Source organism: Streptomyces sp. NPDC048479 (assembly GCF_040651435.1).
Taxonomy (GTDB): domain Bacteria; phylum Actinomycetota; class Actinomycetes; order Streptomycetales; family Streptomycetaceae; genus Streptomyces.
In genome coordinates, this window is the sequence record NZ_JBEZKA010000032.1 from 1 (window position 1) to 21504 (window position 21504).

At 67.6% G+C, this 21504-nt stretch carries 14 protein-coding genes and 5 pseudogenes; 14 read left to right on the forward strand and 5 right to left on the reverse strand.

Translation table 11 applies throughout. The features are described 5' to 3' along the window. Window positions 1–560: 560 nt before the first annotated feature. The 4 genes from AB0D12_RS34135 to AB0D12_RS34150 all read left to right on the forward strand — a co-directional run bounded on the left by AB0D12_RS34135 (window position 561) and on the right by AB0D12_RS34150 (window position 2273). A complete protein-coding gene (locus tag AB0D12_RS34135) occupies window positions 561–911 on the forward strand; it encodes a DUF6191 domain-containing protein (protein WP_362691868.1) in 351 nt (116 codons plus the stop codon). Further along, window positions 908–1417 (forward strand): DUF3995 domain-containing protein, encoded by a 510-nt coding sequence (locus AB0D12_RS34140; protein ID WP_362691747.1) that lies wholly within the window; start codon window positions 908–910, stop codon window positions 1415–1417. The genes AB0D12_RS34135 and AB0D12_RS34140 overlap by 4 nt, the downstream gene beginning before the upstream one ends. Before the next feature lie 200 nt (window positions 1418–1617). Then, window positions 1618–1929 carry a transposase gene (locus AB0D12_RS34145; protein WP_362691750.1) on the forward strand — a complete coding sequence of 104 codons (312 nt, stop codon included), beginning with the start codon at window positions 1618–1620 and terminating at the stop codon, window positions 1927–1929. Then, complete coding sequence (locus AB0D12_RS34150) at window positions 1926–2273, forward strand: IS3 family transposase (RefSeq protein WP_362691753.1); 348 nt, start codon at window positions 1926–1928, stop codon at window positions 2271–2273. The genes AB0D12_RS34145 and AB0D12_RS34150 overlap by 4 nt, the downstream gene beginning before the upstream one ends. 29 nt (window positions 2274–2302) lie before the next feature. Here AB0D12_RS34150 and AB0D12_RS34155 read toward each other — a convergent pair. Then, window positions 2303–2431 (reverse strand): annotated as a pseudogene (locus AB0D12_RS34155) (integrase core domain-containing protein); the annotation flags it as partial. A 5-nt stretch (window positions 2432–2436) separates the two neighbouring features. Between AB0D12_RS34155 and AB0D12_RS34160 the strand changes: the two are divergent. Beyond that, on the forward strand, window positions 2437–2745 hold the full coding sequence (locus AB0D12_RS34160; protein ID WP_362691756.1) for a hypothetical protein: 309 nt from the start codon (window positions 2437–2439) through the stop codon (window positions 2743–2745). Here AB0D12_RS34160 and AB0D12_RS34165 read toward each other — a convergent pair. After that, complete coding sequence (locus AB0D12_RS34165; RefSeq protein ID WP_362691759.1) at window positions 2720–3262, reverse strand: hypothetical protein; 543 nt, start codon at window positions 3260–3262, stop codon at window positions 2720–2722. The genes AB0D12_RS34160 and AB0D12_RS34165 overlap by 26 nt on opposite strands. Before the next feature lie 213 nt (window positions 3263–3475). Between AB0D12_RS34165 and AB0D12_RS34170 the strand changes: the two genes are divergently transcribed. The 8 genes and pseudogenes from AB0D12_RS34170 to AB0D12_RS34205 all read left to right on the forward strand — a co-directional run bounded on the left by AB0D12_RS34170 (window position 3476) and on the right by AB0D12_RS34205 (window position 13989). Then, window positions 3476–3823 (forward strand): hypothetical protein, encoded by a 348-nt coding sequence (locus AB0D12_RS34170; protein ID WP_362691762.1) that lies wholly within the window; start codon window positions 3476–3478, stop codon window positions 3821–3823. A 34-nt stretch (window positions 3824–3857) separates the two neighbouring features. Continuing rightward, the gene (locus tag AB0D12_RS34175; RefSeq protein WP_362691765.1) at window positions 3858–5048 is read left to right on the forward strand and encodes a hypothetical protein; all 1191 of its coding nucleotides are present in this window, start codon (window positions 3858–3860) and stop codon (window positions 5046–5048) included. A 38-nt stretch (window positions 5049–5086) separates the two neighbouring features. Next, complete coding sequence (locus AB0D12_RS34180; protein ID WP_362691768.1) at window positions 5087–6115, forward strand: ATP-dependent DNA ligase; 1029 nt, start codon at window positions 5087–5089, stop codon at window positions 6113–6115. A gap of 179 nt (window positions 6116–6294) precedes the next feature. Next, window positions 6295–7417, forward strand: a pseudogene (locus AB0D12_RS34185) (PHP domain-containing protein); the annotation flags it as partial. A 250-nt stretch (window positions 7418–7667) separates the two neighbouring features. After that, the gene (locus AB0D12_RS34190; protein ID WP_362691771.1) at window positions 7668–10709 is read left to right on the forward strand and encodes a TnsA-like heteromeric transposase endonuclease subunit; all 3042 of its coding nucleotides are present in this window, start codon (window positions 7668–7670) and stop codon (window positions 10707–10709) included. After that, the gene (locus tag AB0D12_RS34195) at window positions 10706–11848 is read left to right on the forward strand and encodes a TniB family NTP-binding protein (RefSeq protein WP_362691774.1); all 1143 of its coding nucleotides are present in this window, start codon (window positions 10706–10708) and stop codon (window positions 11846–11848) included. The genes AB0D12_RS34190 and AB0D12_RS34195 overlap by 4 nt, the downstream gene beginning before the upstream one ends. A 5-nt stretch (window positions 11849–11853) precedes the next feature. Then, window positions 11854–12270, forward strand: a pseudogene (locus AB0D12_RS34200) (TniQ family protein); the annotation flags it as partial. A gap of 93 nt (window positions 12271–12363) precedes the next feature. After that, the gene (locus tag AB0D12_RS34205) at window positions 12364–13989 is read left to right on the forward strand and encodes a hypothetical protein (protein WP_362691883.1); all 1626 of its coding nucleotides are present in this window, start codon (window positions 12364–12366) and stop codon (window positions 13987–13989) included. Window positions 13990–14098: 109 nt separating this feature from the next. On the opposite strand, the pseudogene AB0D12_RS34210 reads toward AB0D12_RS34205, so the two are convergent. The 3 genes and pseudogenes from AB0D12_RS34210 to AB0D12_RS34220 form a co-directional block, all read right to left on the reverse strand. After that, window positions 14099–14413, reverse strand: a pseudogene (locus AB0D12_RS34210) (IS982 family transposase); the annotation flags it as partial. A 301-nt stretch (window positions 14414–14714) separates the two neighbouring features. After that, window positions 14715–15365 (reverse strand): DUF6338 family protein, encoded by a 651-nt coding sequence (locus tag AB0D12_RS34215; protein WP_362691777.1) that lies wholly within the window; start codon window positions 15363–15365, stop codon window positions 14715–14717. Then, window positions 15362–20152 (reverse strand): tetratricopeptide repeat protein, encoded by a 4791-nt coding sequence (locus tag AB0D12_RS34220; protein WP_362691780.1) that lies wholly within the window; start codon window positions 20150–20152, stop codon window positions 15362–15364. The genes AB0D12_RS34215 and AB0D12_RS34220 overlap by 4 nt, the downstream gene beginning before the upstream one ends. 533 nt (window positions 20153–20685) lie before the next feature. Here AB0D12_RS34220 and AB0D12_RS34225 point away from each other — a divergent pair. Next, window positions 20686–21463: pseudogene (locus AB0D12_RS34225) on the forward strand (DNA polymerase III subunit alpha); the annotation flags it as partial. Window positions 21464–21504 lie beyond the last annotated feature (41 nt).

A 21504-nucleotide genomic window follows, 5' to 3' on the forward strand; every position in this document is an offset into this window, starting at 1 on the left:
CCACCGGGCGATCGTCCGCTACATCGAGATGTTCTACAATCGAAAACGCCTCCACTCCGGACTCGGCTACAAGACTCCCGCAGAAGTCCACGCCGAGTACGAGGAGTTGCAGGCAGCGGCATAACGAGAACCCTCAACACCGCTGTCCGAGAAGCCCAGGGCCCCTCACTCCGCCATGAGGTGGATCTCCATGGCGGAGCCTCCGCCGCATGGGGGAAGCGGATCATGCGCTGGCCCGATCCCTGCGCGCTGCGGATGCAGAACAGTGATCCCATGGCAATCAGCGAGACGAGTCCAACGACGGCGGTCGAGGGGACCGAGCGGCCTGTGCCGCTCTGGGCAGAGCGCATTGCCCGGCGAGATTGGGAGCCACCCCTATCGGGTGACATACGACGCTGCCGGGATGGGTGCCGGAGTGTCTGTGCGAGCGGTCCACGCGCGGACCGATGTCTGGGGTCCCGAGTTCTCCCAGTCCGCACGTCCGATGGGAACGACGCCGAACCCTCCGTCGTTCCCGGCAGTCAACTGTGTTGAGGACGATGGGGAGGCCAGCTGTGGCGATGTGGGCCATGTCGTTTCCGGCGTTCGTGTGTCTGCTGGTCTGGTTCGCCCTGGTGGAGAGCGCGTGGCGATGGTTCACGGGGCTGGGCTTGATCCCGTGGCTACGCAGGCGCACGGGTCAGTCGTTGTCGAACACGGCCTTCGATGAATTCACGGCGGTCGTGAACGGAAACAAGACGGTGGAGCTGGAGCAGCGGCGGGTGGAGCTGCTGCGGCGGGAGGACGAGAGCGACGGTGCGCCGCCCCGCTCCAGCATTGACCTGACCAAGGGCACGGCGTTCATCGTGTTGCCACAGGAAGCGGACGGCCCGTGCGCTGACAGGCGCGATGTCCTTGAGGGCCGGCGGTGAGACGCGAACCGAAGGGAACAGGTGCAGAACCGTCCACGCTGTGGGGGCGCATCGCGTCCTTGTGGGCGGCCGCGTTCGCCGGGTTGCATTTCTACTGGGCCGTCGGCGGTGATGTGGGGCTGAGCATCTCCGCCGGTCCGCTGGCCACCGAGCGCCCACTGTGGTTCGTCGTAGCCGGTTTGTGGGGTGTCGGTGCGCTCTGCCTCCTCGGCGCCTTGCTGGCATGGCTGCTTGCCCGGTCCAGGCTCCGGGGTGTTCCCGCTCTGCTGGCAAGGTGGCTGGGGTGGGGCGTCAGTGCCCTCCTACTGGTCCGGGGCATCGGTATCGAGGTGCTGCTGCTGACCAACACGACGCACCTGGACACCTCGGTGAGCGTGGGGCAGCGGGCCTGGACGCTGGCCCTCTGGAACCCCTGTTTCATCGCCGGCGGACTGGCCTTCGGCCTCGCCACCCTTCGGTCCAGCAGGCATACCGACGCAGAACCGCGACCCCCGTCCAGAAGCTGATTGCTCCACCAGTCAGCTCACAGCCCCACTACTCCAACAGCGGCAGGTAACACACCATCAGGCCAGGTGGCTCCCAATTTCGTTGCCGAACCAGCGGCTCCCCATCTCAGCGCCCCACCGGCTCTGGGCCTTGACCCCGGATTTTGGACACCGGAGACACTTGGATCTTGATGGTCCGGGTGGTCAGGAGTCCTGCACAGATGGCAATGAAGCACTATCCGCCGGAGTTCAAGGCGGACGCGGTCGCGCTGTACCGTTCGAGGCCGGGAGCGACGATCAAGTCGGTCGCTCAGGACCTCGGGGTCAACACCGAGACGCTGCGGAACTGGATCCGGGCCGACGACGGACGGCGCCCGGGCGCCCACTCGACGCCTCCGGCCGCGCCGGCCCAGGCCCGGAGCCCGGTGGAGGCCGAGCTGGTGGCCGCGCGGAAGCGGATTCGCGAGCTGGAGGAAGAACGCGACATTCTCCGAAAGACGGCCCGGTATTTCGCCGGGGAGACGCGCTGGTGACCCGCTTCCAGTTCGTCGCCGACCACCAGCGCCGCCACGGCGTGAAGCGGCTGTGCGCCATCCTCGGGATCGCCCGTTCCAGCTTCTACTACTGGCGCCGCACCACCCCCAAGCGGGCCGCCCGCCAGGCTGCGGACGCCCAACTCGCGGCCCGGATACGTCAAGTGCACCGGGACTCGGACGGCACCTACGGCGTCCCGCGGATCACCGCCGAACTCCGCGACGACGGCCGGGCGGTGAACCACAAGCGCGTCGCCCGCGTCATGCGGACCATTGGGCTCACCGGAGTGCGCCTGCGCCGCAGGATCGCACGACGGTCCCGGCCCCGTCCGCGGCCAAGGTGAGGTTGATCCCTGGGAGTGGACACCGGGTTTCATGCGGCGAGTGACAGCGTAGTTGCTCTGATCAATCGCTGTTCGAACTCGATCGGTGTGAGGTAGCCGAGGGCTGAGTGCCGTCGGCGCCGGTTGTAGTAGGCGAGCCAGCGGAACAGTTCGAGCCGAGTCTGTGCCTTCGAGGTCGAGGTCGGCGGCACGTTCCAGCAGATCCCGCAGTAGCTACGCCCCGGGGACGGCGGCCAGCGTCGTCGGCGTCACGGCCGGCCTCGCCCTGGATGCCGCCTCACACTGGTGGGCGGACCGCCGCACCACACTCGCCTGGCTCGCCAAGATCACCGGCAAGGCCGAGTTCTACCGCCTCGGAACCGACACCGTGCACACCACCACCGAAGCCGACGGCATCACCGGCAAGCACATCGGTACCGGCGCCTACGCGCTCGACCTTCTCTGCACTAACTTTCGGGATGCGATCGCCTGACTTCGTACGCGCTCATGGGTATCTCGATGAGGCCCAACTCCCGCCGGACTGCTGTAAAGAATGCATGCTGGGCCGACCACAGCTTCTCGAAGTCCTCCGCCGGAAGAGCTGCCTCGGAATGAGTTGCTCGCGCGGCAGCGATCTGGCGGACGCTCCGGACTACATCCCCGGTGGCACTAACGGTCTCGGCGGACTCCGACACGAGACGAACAGCCATCGAGGTTGCCTCCAGCCTTTCTTTGTAGGGCCGTCCGGCTTCGTCAAAGAACGGCATGAGGCTGCCAGGAATCCTGGGATGCGGGACGGCAGTGATGTTGGCGGTCGGCTCAAGCGTGTACGCCATGTACTCACGGTAGGCAGCCACGAAGTCTTTGCAGGCAGCGAGGCGGATGTCCCTCCATTGGCGCGCGTGGTCACGCTGCCACAACCGGTCTTGATTGCGAATGGACAACCACCCGCCCAGAACCACGCCAAGCAGTGCAACCACCGCCGTGATCGATGTGCCCACAACGTCCATCGATTCTCCCCCTCCAGACCGTGTTGGACCAAGCGCAGTTTTCAGCCCTGCGTGTTCGCGACGCGCCCCGGCAACGACGGCGTCTCGCCTTCCACCCCGCTACCACATCGAGCCGTGACCCAAGTTAGTGCAGTCAACTGACCAGAGCTTCCACGCCCTGTTCCTGTTCTTCGCCGCCCTGATCATCGCCACCGTCTGAGAGGAAGGCTCGTCATGAACGCCGAGACGCCGAAGGAACTCGCGACGACCGCCCACGTCACCGCGATCGAGACCACCGCCGACCGCGCGGGAGAGACCGGTGAACTCGGCTTCCTCGCCCCGGCGGCTGCCGCCGCGCTGCGCCTCCTCGCTGACGCCATCCAGCGCGGCACCGACCACGACATCGTCGTCCAGGCCCTGAAGGACGCTGGCGTCCATGACGCGTTCGCCGACGTCCTGGACGCAGCCTCCGGGGCCGTCATGAACAGCACCGAGGACCCGTACGACTTCGACGAGCGCCTGGAAGCCGACAACCTCAGCGGCGCGGCCTCCCAGGTCCGCGACGCCTTCCGTTGGCTGTAGCTGCAACATCGGTCCGAGAGAAAGGGATGCTCACATGGCGCATCGTCTGACCCCCAGGCGACTGGCCGCCCTCCCTGCCGCAGCCGCGCACCCGATGGGCAACATCACCCCGCGCATCGAGATAGCTCCCGGGGTAAAGGCCTGGCTGACGGCAGCAGACGAGATCGCCCTCGAAGAGCTCGGCCTCGGCTACTCGATCGACGACTGCGGCCACGCCCAGGGCAGCGCCGACCCCAGCGGTGAACACCGCGCGCACCCGCACCAGCGTCGATCACTACTCGTCCGGTTCCATTCGCATTGCTCGGGTGCGCGCGGTCTGCGCGCTGCCGCGTGCTTCGCGGGCCTTCCGGGCGGCCTCCGCGGCTCGGTGCCCGGCCTGGTCCAGTGCGCTGCGGGCCTGGCGTTTTTGTACCTGGGCGGCTTTCACCTCCTGGGCGAGGGCGGCAGTTCGCTCCTCTGCCTCCTGAAGCTGCTTCTCGGCCTGCTCCCGCTCCGATTCGGCTCGGCGCAGCTCGTCCTCCCGCTCGTGTGCTCGCTGCTCGGCACTCTCCGCGTCCTGGCGGGCCTGGGCGACCTTCCGCTGCCGCTCCGCATCTCGACGCTGCTCCTTGGCGCTCCGGACCGGACTGTCCGACCCGTTGTGATGGTCCCGCCCGGCCGGGCGGGACGATCGTGTGGGCGGTGGGGCAGGGGCCGTCTGCGGGGTGCTGCTGACCGCGGCCGCAGGGAAGCCGACCGGGGGAGCGAGCGGCCTGACGATGCGGCCAGCGGCCCATTCCCGCGCTGCCTGGGGATCGGCCAGGACTGCGTGCAGGGTCACTTCGATCTCGCGCTGCACGTCTTCACTGACTGGGTGCCCGGCCTCGGCTGCCAGCTGGCGGGCTTGGCGCGCCAGCGCGCCGGCCAGGCGGTGCTGCTGGCTGGACAGTTCACGCAGCTGCTCACGGTCGAGTTCCTGGTGGGCTTCTCGCAGGCCTTGGCCGAGGCGGAGCAGGCCGGCGACTGCGTCGGGCTGGGCACGTACGAGGAGATTGCTGGCCCAGGCGGAGAGCGTCGGCCGTCTCAGCGCGCCGATCTTGCCGGCCAGCTCTCGGTCTCCCGCCTTGCGAGCATCGGCCGCGTGTCGGCTGCGGGCGTCAATGAAGCCCTCGGGCGGCAGCCCGTACAGCTCGTCTGCGATGCTCTCCAGATCCCACAGCTCTCCCAGCACCCCTCACTCAGATAGAGACGAGTTTGCACTCTTTACCCGGGTAATCCCCATGTATGAGTCTTGCTCCTCCGGTGGAGCCGATGCTGGCCCGAGCGGTGCCGCGTCTCCCGGTGCCCGCCGCCTTGCCGGGCGGCACGGTGCTGGAGCCGAAGTACGACGGGTTCCGGTTGCTCGTGTTCGCCGGCGCCGATGGCGCGGTGTTCCTGCAGTCCCGCAACGGTCGTGACCTCACCGGGGCATTCCCGGAGATCGCGAGCGCGGCCGCGGCGCTTGGCGAGGACGTTGTCATCGACGGCGAGGCTGTCATCTACACGGGCAGTCGGCTGGACTTCTCGGCGCTGCAGCAGCGGATGAACCGCCGGCCGCGAACGATCGCGCTACTGGCTCGGGAGCAGCCGACCCATCTGGTCGCCTTCGACCTGCTGCAGCACGCCGGCGCGGAGATGCTCACCTGGTCGTATGCCGAGCGCCGCGCCAGCTTGGAATCGCTTTTCCAAGGCCACGGCCTTCAGGCTCCGTGGGCGCTCACGCCATCGACGACCGACCGGGCCCTTGCCCAGGAGTGGCTGACCGAGTGGACCGCGGTCGGCGTGGAGGGCCTGGTCATCAAGGGCCTCGATCAGACCTATCAGCCGGGCCGGCGAGGCTGGCTGAAGTACCGCACCCGCAACACCGCCGAGGCGGTCATCGGCGCAGTCACCGGAAGCCTCATCCGACCGGAGACTGCCCTGCTCGGCCGCTACACCACCGACGGGCGCTTCCTGCTGGTCGCCCGCAGCACACCCCTTGCACCGCGGCTCCGGGCAGGGCTCGGCGGCGGCCTGCTTACCCCCGCAGGCGCCGATCACCCCTGGCGCGACGTGCACTTCACTTCGCACTGGGGCAGCCCTGAACCGCTCGCCTTCACCCCTGTCGCGCCCCAGCTTGTCGCCGAATTTCACGGTGACACCGCTGTCGATCGCGGCCGCTGGCGCCACCCCGTCAATCTCCACCGGCTCCGTATCGACATCGCCCCCGACGACGTCCCGCCCTATGGCGCGGAACGGCATTCCGCGGACCCGGACCAGCCGGCAGCGGAATGACGCCCGGCTGCGTCAACACCGCTTGCCCGGGCTTCGACCGTCAGTGGGGTCTCACGTGCGCCACGGTCGCTGAACCCAGCATCACGCGTTACTGTTCTCGAACGGAAGTTCGAAATCGCTTTTCGGTGTATTCCGCACGAAAATAGACAGGTGGGGTCAGTGGTGTTCGGAGGCGCGGCGTGGCGGGTTTTACCCACGTGCATGTCGCGTCCGGCTATTCCGCCCGGTACGGGGCCTCCCACCCCGAGGACTTGGTGGAGCGGGCGGCCGAGCGCGGCATGAGCGCGCTGGCGCTGACCGACCGGGACACCGTCACCGGCGCGGTGCGCTTCGCGAAGGCGGCTATGAAGCACGGCATCCGCCCGGTCTTCGGCATCGACCTGGCCGTCGCCCCCCTTGCTGCCGTGCGTGCGCAGCGCCGCCGCACCCCGGTGCGCGGCGGCGCCCACGTGCTGGAGCGGCCGCTGCGTATCGTGTTGCTCGCCGAGAACAAGGCCGGATGGGCGCGGCTGTGCCGCCTGACCTCCGCCGCCCACCAGCAGCCCCACGGCGAGAGGCCGGTGGTGTCCTGGGAGGCGCTGCGCCAGTACGGGGGCGACGGGCTGATCCCCATGCTCGGGCCCCTCTCCGAACCAGTCCGCGCGCTCTCCGCGGGCAGGCCGGACATTGCCGCGCAGCTGCTCCCCCCTGGCGCGAGATTTTCGGCGACCCGCTGCGGCTGGAAGCGGTGTGGCACGGCCAATCCGGCACCGGCCCCGGCTCGCTGCGCCTGGCCGCCCGCACCCTCCAGCTCGCCGACCAAACACACATCCCCACCGTGCTGACCAACGCCACCCGTTACGCCGATCCCAGCCAGCACCGGCTCGCCGACGTCCTGGACGCGGCCCGCCTGCTGCGCCCCATCGACCGGCGCCAGCTCGATTCGGGAGAACGCTGGCTCAAGGACCGGCCGCCATGGCGGATGCAGCCTCCCGGATTGCCGAAGCCGCCAGCACAGGAGAACAGCGGGCCCGCCGCCTGCTCGCCGACACCGAAGAGACCGCGGCGCAGTGCGTGCTTGACCCGGTCGCGGACCTGGGCCTGGGCACACCGCACTTCCCCGAACCGGAAGTCGTCGGCGCCGCCGGCGGAGCGGGGGAGGCATCCCGGCTGCTGCGCGAGCGGTGCGAGGCCGGCATAGTCCGCCGCGGCCTGGACCGCGACACCGCGGCCCTCCAGCGGCTGGAGGAGGAGCTCGCCGTCATCGCCGAGCTCCGCTATGACACCTACTTCCTGACCGTCGCCCAAGTAGTCGCCGACGTACTTGTAGGTTCGCATTTCGCGTGTCCCTTTCCCATTGACGATGGCCCTCGTCCGGCCCATGGGACAACGCGCTGAGACGTACTCCTGTCTGATCGTTCACTCGTCGTAGTGCTGTTCCCGGTCTCGTTCTATGCAGCGGCTCCATTCCGCTTGATCGTGGAGATGTCGCAGCTGGCCGAGACCAGGAGCTCCGCGCCCCGCTCTCGCTGCTCGGGGGTGGAGCATGTCGCGTGTGATCGGCGAAGTCTCGATGAGTCTCCGTAGTACGAACGGGAAAATCGACGAGGACCTGGTCTGGTCGACGACAGACATCGACATCTTCAGGCCCTCGATTCCTTGGCGTACGTTCCGCTGGCGAGAAGGCCAGAAGCACTATTCCGGCCTGTATTGGTCGTCAACCATGCGCGACCACGTCGTCTACGAATCCCGGCTTGAGCTGACACGACTGCTCTACGCCGACTTCGACCAGGACGTGACGGCCGTCTTCGCCCAGCCGTTCTTGCTGTCCACCACCGCCGATGGCCGTCGGCGCCGACACGTGCCCGACTTCCTGGTGATGCGCGAGAAAGACGTTCCGCTGGTCGTGGACGTCAAACCGCGGCACCGGCTCACCCGCCCGAAGGTGAACTTCGCGCTCGGCTGGGCCCGCGAGGTCGTTCTGTCACGCGGCTGGGACTTCCAGGTGTGGTCCGAGCCGCCCGAAGCTGAACTGGCGAACCTGCGTTTCCTCGCGGGCTATCGCCGCGACTGGCTCTTCGACGAGGACCTGCTCGCGGAGATCAGGGCGACAGATCTGAACGAGGCGACGCTGGGCGAGGCGTTTCAAGCCTTCCCCCGTCACCCGGACTGGCGGGTGAGGGCCGCGGTACTGCGGCTGTTGTGGTGCCAGCACTTCGTGACGGACTTGACGGAGCCCCTGTCCGAGCGCCACATGCTGCGCCCGGGCCCGGCCACGGTGGTTGGCGCTGGCAGACGCGACTTGCCCCGCCCCGTCGAAGAGCCCGGGGACGAATCCGCACTCGACGAGGAGCAGATCGAGCAGATCTGTCGGATCACGAGGTCGGGGTCTCGTGGAGGAGGACATGTGACCGGCGCTGCTGTTCGTGTCGGGGTGGGCACGAGGCTGAAGTACGACGGCGAAGTCGTCGTGGTGGAGGAGATGTTCGGCTCAGCGTCCGGCAACGAGGTGCTGGTCCGTGACGGGCCGGGCCGCAGGTTCCGTCTGTCGCTGCGCGAGGTGCTCGCCTCTGGCCGGGCCCAGGTCATCGCGACCGGACCGGGGCCGGAATCGGACGACGACCGCGAGACGGCCTCGGTGCTATTCGCTCTGCTCAGCGATGAGGAACTTGCCGAGGTTCGGGAGCGGGCCGCCCATATCAACGAGGTTCTGACCGGCTTCCGGTCAGGCAGCGACGAGATCGCGGAGGCTGGCGAGCCCCGGCCGCAGTACGCGGCCACGGTGCCCAAGCTGCGGCGATACGAGGCGAAGGCCACCGAGCTGGGCGTGAGCGTACGCACCATCAAGCGGTGGGTGCGCGCCTTCCTCACCGACCGGGAAGCCGGGCTCGTACGCGGCGGTCCGGATCGTGGGAGCGGCGACATGGGAGGACTGGGCCGGGCCGACGTGCGGTGGGTCGAGATGGCTCTGGAGATCATGGCCGAGCACGGGAAGGACTCGAAGCCGACCCGTGGGAAGGTGATCCGCTCCGTCGGCCCGCGCCTGGAGGCCCGCTATGGCGAAGGCGAGGTGAAGCTGCCCGGTCGCGCGACGGCCTACCGGTGGCTCGAGGAGTTGGAGCGGCGGCTGCCGACCTTCCGGCTGAGTACGAAGCGCAACCGGGACATCGCCACCCGGCCGCCGGGCGCGTACGGGAAGCTGCGGCCGACGCGGCCGGGCGAGTACCTGTTGATGGACACTACGCGCCTGGACGTCTTTGCCATGGACCCGATCACGATGAAGTGGGTCCAGGCCGAACTGACGGTCGCGATGGACTGGTACGACAGGTGCGTGTGCGGGATCAGGGTTACACCGGTGTCCACGTCGTCCATCGACGTCGCGGCCGTGATGTTTCAGACTTTCCGCCCCCGCCCCGCCGGCAAGGACTGGCCCGCGCACGCCGTGTGGCCCGACCACGGCATTCCTCGCACGGTGTTCGTCGAGCGGAAGGCACTCGACCCGGACCAAGAGGAGCCGGAGGAAGCCAAGAAGGGCGGTGTCGCCTCTCCGGCTCTGGTGCCGGAGACGATCGTCGTCGACCATGGCAAACCCTTCATCTCGGAGCACGTCACCTCCGTCTGCCAGCATCTAGGCCTGTCGATCCAGCCGGCTCGTCTGCGAACGGGCCGGGATAAGGGGCCGATTGAAAGATTCTTTAAAACCGTGCGCGAGGGGCTGCTGGAGTCGCTGCCCGGCTACAAGGGCCCGGACCTGTTCTCGCGGGGTGAGCGGCCGGAGGACCAGGCGTTCTTCTTCCTCCACGAGTTGGAAGCGATCATCCGGGAATGGGTGGCCTGCACGTATCACCACAGGCCGCACAGGGGACTCGTCGACGCCCATGTACCTGGGCTGAAGCTGTCGCCGGCGGCGATGTTCGAGCACGGCATCGCCCGGGCCGGCTACATCGAGGTGCCCCGCGATCCGGCGCTCGGCTTCGAGTTCCTGAAGACCGAGTGGAAGCAGACCCACCACTACGGCGTCGAGATCCGCAAGTGCCGCTACAACGGCGACGGGCTGGACGGCTACCGGGGCAAGACCAGCCCGTACACCGGGCCGAAGTCCCAGGGGCTGTGGCCCGTCCAGGTTGACCCCGACAACATCAACTACATCTACTTCCGCCGCCCGGACACCCGCCGCTGGCACACCCTTCAGTGGGAGCACGCCCCGGCGCAGAAGTTCCCGATCAGCCGGGGGGCCATCGAGATCGCCCGGAAGATCGCGGGCGAGAAATATCCGTTCCCCGACGACGAGACCGCGGTCGCCGAACTGCTCGACCGCTGGCACCTAGGCCTCGGGCTGACCATGACCGAGCGCCGTCTGGCGCTGCGCCAGGCCCGCGACGAATCCACCTTCGACCTCCCGGGAACCGTCGAGGACGACGTGCGCATGCTGCCGTCCGTCGCGCGGATCCTCGCCACAAACGCCGACGTCGAGGACGACGACGCAGAGGAGCCGGATGAGGTGGAGGCCGAGCCGTATGAGGGCCTGCTGCCTGGTGATGACGACGAGGACGACGATCTCGACGGCCCTGAGGACAACGGGGACTTCTACGACGATGCCCTGGAGGACGCGTGACGCTACCCCGCCCCGAGAACCCGCCGCTGGACAACCTCACTCTCTCCCGCAAGGAGGGCCTTCGCGCTCTTGCCGAGGCGCCGAAGCGGGAGCCGCCGGAGCTGCTCACCCTCAAACAGAAGGCGGACCTGGGCGAGGCGGCACTCGTGGAGTACGAGCAGGACCGGAGCGTCTGGCACGCCAACCTGGGGCCGATCGGCACGCCGCAACTCAAGGCGCTGCACGAAGACTTGCGGGACATCATCGACAGCAATCAGCAGGACGGCGACCAGGCCAAAGGCGCTGTGGCGGTGGACGCCTTCCCGGGACTCGGCAAGACCACCGCGGTCCTGGACTTCGTGCTGAAGTATCACCGGCGGGTGATCGAGCGGGAGGGCGCGTTCACCGCTTCCGGACACGAGCGGTGGCCGGTCTGCCGGGTCGGCCTGACCAGCAACATTGGCATGAAGGACTTCAACCGGTCGCTGCTGGAGTATTTCGCGCACCCCGGCCGCAAGGACGGCACCGCCACGCTCTTCGCGCAGCGCGCCCTGGACTGCGTGTTGGAATGCGAGACACGCATCTTGGTCATCGATGACCTGCACTTCCTGAAGTGGCATGACCGCAATGGGACCGAGGTCAGCAACCACTTCAAGTACATCGCGAACGAGTTCCCCGTCACGATCATCTTCATCGGTGTGGAGCTGGGCAATCGTGGCCTGTACTCCGAGGCCAACCCCTGCGGAAACATCACCATCGCGCAGACCGCGCGGCGCACCACCCCGCTGACGATGGAGCCGTTCGTCGTCACCAACGACAAGCACCGTCATGAGTGGCGCAGCTTGCTGCTCGCCCTGGAGCAGCGGATCGTGCTGTGCCGGAAGTTCCCCGGCATGCTCGCGGACGAGCTGTCCGATTACCTCTACATCCGCTCTACCGGCCACATCGGTTCGCTGATGACGCTGATCAACCGGGGATGTCAGCGCGCGGCCCGCACCGGCATCGAGCTCTTGGACGAGGAACTCCTCGACCAGGTCAAGCTGGACGCGGCGGCGGAGCGGGCGCGCAAGGCGCTCGCGAAGAAGTTCGCCCGCGGACGGATGACGACCCGGCCGCGCTCCCGGACCGCAAAGGCCGCCGCGAGGGTGACCGTTACATGACGCTGATGAGAACGCTGCCGCTGCGGATTGAACCCGTTCCCGGTGAAGCGCTCGACTCATGGCTGGAGGCGGTGAGCCGTCAGTTGCGAACCCCGTGGAACGATCTCCTGCCTGATCTCGGACTCAGTGACCTGCGGCAGCATCCTCAGAAGCATCCCTCGTGGCTGACTCTGCTCCCCGACGCGGAAGCCGCAGCCCTATCCGCAGCCACTGGTGTCGAGCCCGCCCGGCTCCGCCGGATGACTCTTGCCCACTACGACGGTCGGGCCCTGGTTGTCGAACCCAAACCACGCATGATCCACCCGCGGCGTTTGTGGGGGCGTTCACGAGGGTCCTTCTTCTGCCCGGACTGCCTTCGCGAGAACGGCGGCCGATGGCTGCTGCGCTGGCGTCTGGGCTGGTCCTTCGCCTGCGTAAAGCACCGTCGGCTGCTCGGCGACCAGTGCCCTGTGTGCTGCCGGATGCCGCGTCTTCAGCCCTATCCGGCAAGTCACTTATCCGAGCCGAGCCGGTGCATGAACTCCCTGGCCGGGCAGGCGCGAACGCGCGGCCGGGCAGCTCTCCGATGCGGCCATCTGCTCACGGAAGTGCCGCACTGCTATCTGCCCGACGGGCACCGGGCCCTACTCGCCCAGCAGATGCTGAACCAGATCATCACCCGCGACCTTGCCAACATGGGCCTCTACGCGGAGCGTCCACAGAACGCGATCACCGCGCTGGGCGACTTCAAGGCGCTTGCCTGCCGGGTCATCAACAGAGCCACACGACAGCACCTGACCGGCGTGCTGCCCGACGACCTCGTCGAGCTCGGCGCACACCTTCTGCCAGCAGAGCTACCCCGGGACGCTCAGACCCCGTCGCGGGACGGCGGCAAGGCCCCGTCCCGATCCGCCGTCACCGCCGTTTCCCTGACGGCGGCAGCGGAACTCCTGGCGCAACCTGATGTGCACGCGGCCGGCGAGGCGATGCGCTGGCTCATCAGCATCTACTACCCCACGAAGCCGCCGAGCCCCGCCCACGTCCGGCCCTGGGGTGAAGGATGCAGTCCCGTCCTGAATGCCGTCATCATCAAGGCTCTTCAGCCCACGATGCAGCGTGGATCCGTCCTTCGCTACCGCACCGGATCAAGCCTGCCCGGCACTTCCATGCACGTCACTGCCGCTGCAGGACGGGCGAAGAGGCTCCCGGGCCTGATGTGGGGCCGGTGGGCATTGAGGATGCTGCCGCCGAAAGGGTTCAATGTGCGAACGGTGCAGGTGGCGCTGCCTTGCCTCGTCCTGCAGATCGGCAACACCCTCACCCACCCCCGGGCAGCAAAGATCCTGGGCGATGCCAGCACCCAGGAGAGCAACTTCCGGGTCCTGCACGCCCTGCAGAACAACCCGCGCTGGCCCGACACCCAGCGAGCCCTGCTCCGACTGGCCGACCATCTGGACCACACCCCACCCCCCATCGACTACCAACGCCGCCGCGAGCTCAACTACAGCGACGTGCTGCCCGAAGAGGACTGGCACCGGTTCTGTCACGCCGCCCAGGCAGCTGTGGGCCAAGGCCCCCGCTACCTCGTCACCCGGTGCTACCTGATCGAACGGATCAGCGCCATGCCGGTAGGACTCGCTCCTGAGCTGCGCAGCCAACTCTCCGGCTTCCCCGCCACCTTGACGCCGCAGTTCGTAGCCGAACTCGAGGCAACAGCCCACGCGTTCCTGACCCGCTGCGGAATCAGCGAGCCCACGGTGTGGGAGCCCCCGGTGAAACTTTTCGACGGCCTGGCCCTGCCCGGCTTCGACCCGGCAGCAGTACAGGCCCGGGACATTCATGAGCTGATGCGGAAACAGGGCCTGACCGCCGCCCAGACCGCCGACCGGCTGGGCACCTCCTCCCACGTGATCCACCACATCCTTGAGCGAGTGCCTCTCGCGCAGAACCTGTACCAGGCACGGCTCGCCGGAACGAAGCGTGAGGAACTCAAACGCCGCCTGCCCAGGGTGGTGTTGGCGCAGCTCGGACGGCGCTACTCCGAGGCAGAGATCGCCCGCCGCTTCAGCGTGAGCAATCACATGGTCGCGGCGCTCCGCAAGGAATACGGGCTGCCAGCACCGCCGCGGGGCAACCGTGCCGTTCTGGCAACGGACCCCTAAGGCCCGCCGGCGAGGACGACGAGGAGTGCGGGACTCCGATCCTTCGACGCCTTCGGCATCGACATCTGCGGCTGATCCAGGCATGACTGCACCTCCTGTTGCCGCCGGCGGTGTCCCGGGCCAGGATCCGGATCATGCTGGTGAGCAGCGAGGACGCGGCGCGCAGCCGCTTGCTGTAGCCGGACTGCTGGGGCACGTAGGGGGAGAGGTGGCCGATGTCCGCCCCGACACGGCGCAGCCAGCCCCGCTCGGAGGTGTAACCGAGCAGCGCTGACGTGACCGCGAGGGTGACCAGTTCGGCGTCACTGAGTGTGAGTGCGATCCCGACGGCGGGCCGGCACGGGGCCAGCCACGGCGAAGCCTTCAACTCGTCGTCGATCCGGGCATAGAGTGCCGTTGCGAGGGTGTCCAGGTCTGTCTTCACACACTGACATTGGACGCCCTCGTCTCATGTCCGCAGGCCATCCCTCGGACCCAATCATCTAGCCATCAAGGACGGACTGGCCTGCCTCAGCCCGAGTCCGGCGCCTGGGTGTTGTCGGATGCGGTACTGGTCCCCGAGGGCCCGGGCGGTGGCTTGGCAGGCTTCTGCGGCGCGATCCGGGCGGTTACCGTACGGGTGTCTTGTAGGTCTCGGACGTCGCCGAACTCGCGCTCAACGCGCTTGCGGCGGCGGAAGGGCCAGATACCTCTCATTGCGGCGTCTCCTCATTGTCGGGGTGTGATTAGGGGTGTAGCCATTCGACGATGTCACCGTCCTTGAGTGACACCCAGACCCCGGCAGTCGCGTTCACCGGGTCGCCGATCGTGCCGTCCGGGGCGATGTGGTGCTGGTCCTCGATGAAGATGTCGCGTGGCTCGGGGTAGGTACTGACGAACGATTTGGTGGCGAACCAGCCGCCGACCCATCGGCCGTCGCTGAGCCTGATCCGCACCCACCGGCCTTCCAGTCGGCTGGCGACCTGGTCCCACGCTGTCGGCACGGGCGAGTTCGTGGTGCCGCGCGCTGGCACTCTGACCGGGAACCGGCCGATTGCCCTCGCCTCGCGCCAGCGTGGCTCTCCGTGCCGGAGATAGGCGAGCAGTGCTGGGACGAGTAGGCCAAGACAGAGGATGCCGAGTGCGGCGAGGCGGGGCTGCGTCTGCAGGGTGTCAGTGCCCCCGGCGACCCAGCTGACCGCAATCTTGCCGAGCACCAGCAGGTACACAGTGTCGAGGAGGACGCTGACAAGGATCGCCTGCAGGACCCGGGGCGTCCAGCCCCGGTCGTGGGGACGGGTACCGGAGACGGTCGCCCGGACCGCGCCGTAGACGATGCCGGGCAGGACCAGCACCAGGAAGACGGCGACGGCGTACGCGGTCGTGGGGATAGTCATCGGGGCCCCTCGGCTATTCGATCCGCGCTGTCGGACCCGTCGGCCCAGTCCCGCAGCTCGTTAACCGAAGTGTCGAGGTCAGTCGGCAGTAGCTTGCCGGGCTCAGCGAAGTACTGGTCGATGTCGGCGAGCATTTCGTGGACGACGTTGATGCCCTCGCTGTTCCGGTGTAGTGCAATGAAACTGCGGGCCAGTTTGACGTGCAGGCGTGCGAGGTTCGCCCGCCACCATCCAACGTCCAAGGGGTGTTCCCGGAGCGTGGTGATCACGGAGCGTAGATGGTCGATCGAGATGTCCGACAACCCAACTTCGCGGAAGGCATGGGCGGCATCGGCGCTGGCGATGGCGCTGACAGGCTGGAACCATCTGGCATCGGTCGGCACCAGTTCGACGTAGAGAGCCACGGCGCGTACTGCCGCCTCCAGCAAGTGATGGTCATCGGGGTCCCGGCGTGTCAGTCCGGGCAGGGACAAGTGGGTGCAATAGGCGGCGAGCGCGGCGCGCCCCCGTACCGGCTCGCGTTCGATGGCTTGTCCAAGCAGGTCGAGCACCTCGATGGGTGGCGCAGCGCCCATCACCGCCTCAGTGCTCTCTGCCATCCGGGTGGCCAACTCGTGGACCACTTCGCGTGTCGGCCACCGGTCGGTTTTCCTGTCTAGGTCGTGCGCCACGACGAGAGCGTCGACGGCCTGAGAAGTCAGTCCGGAGCGCTGTGCTTTCACCGCTGAGCGGATGAGCCGTTGCCGCGAGTCCAGCTGGCTCTTCCGGGTGTGGCCGCGTCGTTGGTCGTCCGCCACCCCCTTCAGCACGACGTCGATGTGCAGGTTGCGATACGCCGGGCGGGGGCTCGCGGGGCGAAGGTGCGCCGGCCAGGTGACGGGCTGACCGGTCCGTAGCCGCGCGCCGATGGCGGCGCACGCCATGAACGCGAGCAACATAAGCAGCGTGAATCCACCGAGTTGCACGAATTCGGTGACTCCGAATTCTTGGAGGCCGCCGAAGCGGAACGGCCACCAGTGGAAGTCCGACCACGGCGGCTTCCACCGGGGGTAAAGCAGGGGGCGCAGGACGTTAGGTACCGGCGACAGCCCAGCCTTGAGGCTTGCCAGCCCGATGAGCCAACTCACCAACCCGGCCAATCGGGCGACGGGCTGACTGATCGTGGCGACGAACCAATTGGGTGCCCGGCGCAGGCCCCGCAGTACGGTGGCCCGGTGCGCCGCTCCGGCGACCTCGACGCCCGCTAGGGCCATGAATAGCAGGGCCTTCAGTGCTTCCGGCAGGCCCGTGTGGCGCAGTAGCGCACCTGTCATGAGGACCCCGACGGCGGTCACCACGGCGAACGCGAACGTCGACCGCGTCAGTTCGGCGAAGTAGCCGGTGATTTGACGCTGGAAATTGGCGAGGAGTCGTTGGGGTTTGTTCCGGTCCGACATCCTGACAAAGGCCAGAAACTGTCGCACGGTGATGTCACGTCGCGACGGGGCGTGCAGTCTGCGCTGCCAACGAAGCCACGTACGCAGCTGCTTCAGCGTGGCGGCGTCGGTAGCAGCCGTCCTCAGACCTTCGTCGAACTGTCGTGCACCGATTTCTTCACGGACGTCGTTGAGAACATCCAGCGGTTGCTCGATAGCGAACGGTGCAGCACTCCCGAGGGCAACCTTGAACGCTCGGACCGCGGTATCCATCGCATCATCGTTCCTGCCCTGCCTCTGGTAGAGGTCGGCGAGTTCGGCCAGCCCCTCGACCCGGGTCTGATCGTCGTCGATATCCTCGGCAAGATCCAGCGCCTCGTTCAAAGCAGCCACGGCAGACTCGTAGTTGTCCCGCTTCCGGTACAGAGCCGCCATCATCCGGTACGTACGGGCCTGACCGGGCAAGTCGTGGACGATCCTTTGCATCTCCAGCGCGCTGTCGTAGCGCTCTGCAGCGACATCGATCAGGCCCATGTCCACAGCGAGCGTGCCTAATCGTTGGCAAACCAGGCCGCCGACCGCGACCGCGACCGATGGGTGAGCATTCCCGATTGACAGGGCGTTCCCATAGGCGACATTGGCCTCGTACCGCAGCTCGCGCGACCGGTACAGGTCGCCGATGTCGATGTGCACCAGGCAGGCGGATCGGTGGTCCTGTTCGGCTTCATAGCGCGCGAGAGCCCGGCGCAGCTGTGCCTCGGCCTCGGTGTAGCGCTTCTGCTTGAGCTCGGCAAGACCGAGGTGCCGGTAGGTGTCGGCTATGCCATGTGTCGGGGGGAGCGCTCCGCCGCGGGCCCGTGCCTGGTCGAGCAGCTTCTGGCCTTCACTCTCCTCGCCATTGCGGATGGCGAGGGCACCGAGCCGCCCCAGGGTCCCGACGATCTCGGCCTCGTCGCCGTCCCGGCGGAACCCAGCCAGAGCCTGGTCGAAAAACTGCTGCGCCTTCGTGTCATCGCCCGCCAGGACGCAGAGGTCACCGATGCCCTGCTCGATGCGGGCCGCGTCCGCGGGTGCCGGGTGGCCCCAGCCGCGCGCTTCCTCGTAGAGGGAGTACGCCTTCGACCACCAGCCGAGGTCGGCCAGCGTCCGGCATATCTGGTCGTTGACCAGCAGGGCATCACGCAGTTTGCCGGCCTCCTTCAGGTGGTGACGCGCCTCCAGCAGCCAGTCGGTCGGGTTGCCGGGCACGTCGTTACGCCGCCAGTAGGCCGCGGCACGCAGGTGCGCATCGGCCGCATCAGCCGGCCGCCCCTGCAGCATGACACCAGCGATCCAGCGGTCGACGAGGTAGCGGTCATCCGCCCGGGCGACCAGGCCCGCTGCGCAGAGTCGGTCCAGCGCGGTACCGATTCGCCCACGCGAGTTCAGTCCACCGAACGCGTCGGCGCCGACCGGCACCCTGAACACCGCCACATCGAGCAGCAGCTGCCAGTCAGCGTCCATGGCGAGCTGGGTCAGGCCAGCGGCGTCCGCTGCTTCGTCGATGGCAGACGCAACAAGTCGATCCACCACACCGTTCCCAGCTGGCAGCCCCTGACTGGCCCGCATCGCGACCCGCTGGTAGATGCCCGGATGGCCGCCGACTGCCTGCAGCATTCGGGTCTGTGCGTCCGCGTCCAGGGTGGACAACCGTCGGGCGAGCAGGCGCGCCTCGACGGGGTGCAGAGGTCCGACTTGATGCCGGTGTATTCGAGGGGTACCGGGAAGGGCGAACCGCCGCCGGGCGGTGAGTACCAGCGGCGTCGTCGGCGTGAGCTGGGTCCAGGCGGTGAAGAACCAGGCGAGTTGCTGGTCGACGAGCAGCCAGTCGGCCTCGCCGGGTGCCGCCGGCGGCAGGAGCGCGGCGTCGGGCACCTCGATGAGCAGCAGCACCGGGCCGTGTTGAATCGCTGGCCAGATCGTGTCGAGGTAGCGGAACCAGGAGCCGACGCCTTGCCATGGCGCGAGATTTAGGGCATCCGCGATGCTGTAGAGGACACCGCCGACGCCTCTGTCACAGCGGACACGGATAGTCCGTGGCGTTCCCGGCAACCGTTCGGCGAGTGCATTGGCCAGGCTGCGCACACCGCTGCCGCCGAGGCCGTGCAGCATTATGTGCGGGTCGTGCGACTGCAGGACCCGTCCCAGCGTGCGCAGTTCGGCGCGTCGACCGACGAAGGGGATACGGGCCGTTCGCTGGGGTACCGGCCGCTCGGCGGGTATGTACAGGGGACCAGGATCTGCGCCAGTGAACAGCGTCGGCACCCACCATTCCACCTGTGCCTGGCCCGGTGCCGTCCGCTCGGCCTGCTCCCTCGCCTGTTCCCGGTCCTGGCGGGCCTGGGTAAACGCCGTCAGCGGATCGACGGCGGGATCCGCGGCGAGCAACTGGTAGAACGTGCCCGCGAGTTCGGTCGCATAGAGGTCACTTACCGAAGCGGTCATAGCAAGGACGGTCGGTACCCCGTGCCGGATCAGTTCCCTGGCCATCCCCCTGAACTCATCCGAGTCCTTGCTACCGGTCTTCATACCCAACCCCGTAGAGCACGCCGAAAGTACGACGAGGGGTGGTACGTGGCCCGAGGACAGCAAGGATGCGGCGAAGCGGGCGGTGGACACGTAGTCGGGGTAACCCCCGTCGTCCTCCAGTACCAGCAACCCGGGTGCGGCGTGAGCCGTCACGTGCAAGACATGGAACGTTCCACTACACAACCTCGCTTCGATCGCCGCGAGGGAACCCCACTCCTCTTTCTCGAACTCAGCTCCCTGACCACCGTGCACCGCAGGATCGGTCGCGGACAGCAGCCGGTCGACCTCGGCCTCGTAGTCCAACCGCTCCTCCCCGCCGAGCTCAGGGCTGGCGACGACGGCGAGAATCCGCAACGGCCCGGCAGTCGGCACCGCCGCCACCTCGGACCGGCCCGGCACCCTGCGGAACACCTGCACCCGCCGGTCGAGCGCGAACGGCTCCGACTCGCCTGGCGGTACCGTCATCTCCCATGGCAGGTCGACGAGGGCAGGGTCCTCGACCTCGACCGCGAGCCGCAGCACTTCCCCCGCCCGCAGCGCCGCGCAGAGGGCGGCACCGGCTTCTCCGGCCAGGAAATGTTCTCCCAGCCGCCTGCCGAGCCGGTCCAGGGCTGCCACGTACCGTTCGACCGGCTTGTCGGTCGCTGCTGTGCCAGCGCCCGTTCGGTGCCGCGCTTTCGCCACCGCTCGCAACTCCGCGTCGATCTGGCCCAGTTCCCCGCCTGGACAGTGCCGAGCCATCACGCCGACATGCTCAAACGCCACCTCGTCGACGGTGATGCCCAGCCGCGCGATCGCCCCCATATATGCAGACTAGAGTCACAGGTCGTAATCTGACCCCTTTTTGCAACAATCGAACCAGACTTGGATGATCGGCTCTCATGGTCCTCCGCCCCTGCTGACCTATCAACCTGGGCACCTGCTGCGGGTCCGCTGATGGCAGCCCGCGCGCTTTCCCGGCTTGCGTGTCCGGTGGGTGTTCACGCGCGCCTGGCACTTGCGTATCTCCCCAGCACCGAATCGCCCGAGATTAGACGGGACAGCGGGGCAGATCGACGGCGAACCGTCCGAACCACAGCGCCAGCAAAGGAGGCCTCGCCCCGTCCGTGGGCATGTCACCAGCCAGGCAAGGCTTCCACGGCTTGGGATCCTGCAGGCGATCCGTGACCGTCCATCGCCTGGGAACGCGTGGCTGAGATCCCGCTCAACGAGCCCATGGAGTAGACCACGAGATGGGCCAAGATCGTGAGACAGAAATGCCGTGTCCCTCAAATGAGACGACTGGAAAGCCCCAGGTCGTTGCGGCGGGACAGGACATTCCGAATGCGGCCCTACACGTACGGGAGATGGGCATCCGGGTCGCTGCCCGTGGCTCCGGGGCAGGCAGCATGGTCAATCACGCGCTGATGATCGCCACCGCCAACCCGCTGGATCACCGGCTGCTCTTTGAGCGATTCCTGTCGGTGCGCCGCGCCTCGCTTCCGGACATCGACATCGACGTGGAGTCCGCCCGCCGTCTCGACGTCTACGACAAGATCATTGACCGTTTCGGGCTGGATCGGGTCGCCGTCACCGGCATGCCGGAGACCTACCGGGCGAGGCACGCCCTGCGCGACGCCGGCCTCGCCCTCGGCATCTCGCCCGCGGACGTGGACCGGATCGCCAAATCGTTCCCGCACATCCGGGCCTGCGACTCACCGCCGCCCTCGCCGAACTGCCCGAACTGAAGCAACTGGCGGCAGAGGCGGCCCGTACCGGCTGCTGTTCGAGCTCGCCGAGGGCCTCGACGCCCTGCCACGCGGGATCGCCATGCACCCCTGCGGCGTCATCCTCACCGACGCCTCGCTGCTCGACAGGCTGCCCGTGCAGCCCACCCCCGGCGGCTATCCGATGGTCCAGGCCGACAAGGAAGACGTCGAAGACCTCGGCCTGATCAAACTCGATGTCCTCGGCGTGCGGATGCAGTCCGCGATGGCACACGCCACCGCCGAGATCCAGCGCACCACCGGCGAGACCATCGATCTCGATGACCCGCAGCAGGTGCCACTGGACGACTTCTTCGCCTTCAAGCTCATCCAGGCCTCCGACACCCTGGGCCTGTTCCAGCTCGATTCTGTGTCAAGTCCAGCCGTGTTGCCGTCTTCCTGCTGCTTCCC

Coding starts and splice junctions, on each gene's coding strand:
- AB0D12_RS34135 (WP_362691868.1), top strand. CDS start 561: ATGTGGGCCATGTCGTTTCCGGCGTTCGTGTGTCTGCTGGTCTGGTTC.
- AB0D12_RS34145 (WP_362691750.1), top strand. CDS start 1,618: ATGGCAATGAAGCACTATCCGCCGGAGTTCAAGGCGGACGCGGTCGCG.
- AB0D12_RS34165 (WP_362691759.1), bottom strand. CDS start 3,262: ATGGACGTTGTGGGCACATCGATCACGGCGGTGGTTGCACTGCTTGGC.
- AB0D12_RS34170 (WP_362691762.1), top strand. CDS start 3,476: ATGAACGCCGAGACGCCGAAGGAACTCGCGACGACCGCCCACGTCACC.
- AB0D12_RS34175 (WP_362691765.1), top strand. CDS start 3,858: ATGGCGCATCGTCTGACCCCCAGGCGACTGGCCGCCCTCCCTGCCGCA.
- AB0D12_RS34180 (WP_362691768.1), top strand. CDS start 5,087: ATGAGTCTTGCTCCTCCGGTGGAGCCGATGCTGGCCCGAGCGGTGCCG.
- AB0D12_RS34190 (WP_362691771.1), top strand. CDS start 7,668: ATGAGTCTCCGTAGTACGAACGGGAAAATCGACGAGGACCTGGTCTGG.
- AB0D12_RS34205 (WP_362691883.1), top strand. CDS start 12,364: ATGAACTCCCTGGCCGGGCAGGCGCGAACGCGCGGCCGGGCAGCTCTC.
- AB0D12_RS34215 (WP_362691777.1), bottom strand. CDS start 15,365: ATGACTATCCCCACGACCGCGTACGCCGTCGCCGTCTTCCTGGTGCTG.
- AB0D12_RS34220 (WP_362691780.1), bottom strand. CDS start 20,152: ATGGGGGCGATCGCGCGGCTGGGCATCACCGTCGACGAGGTGGCGTTT.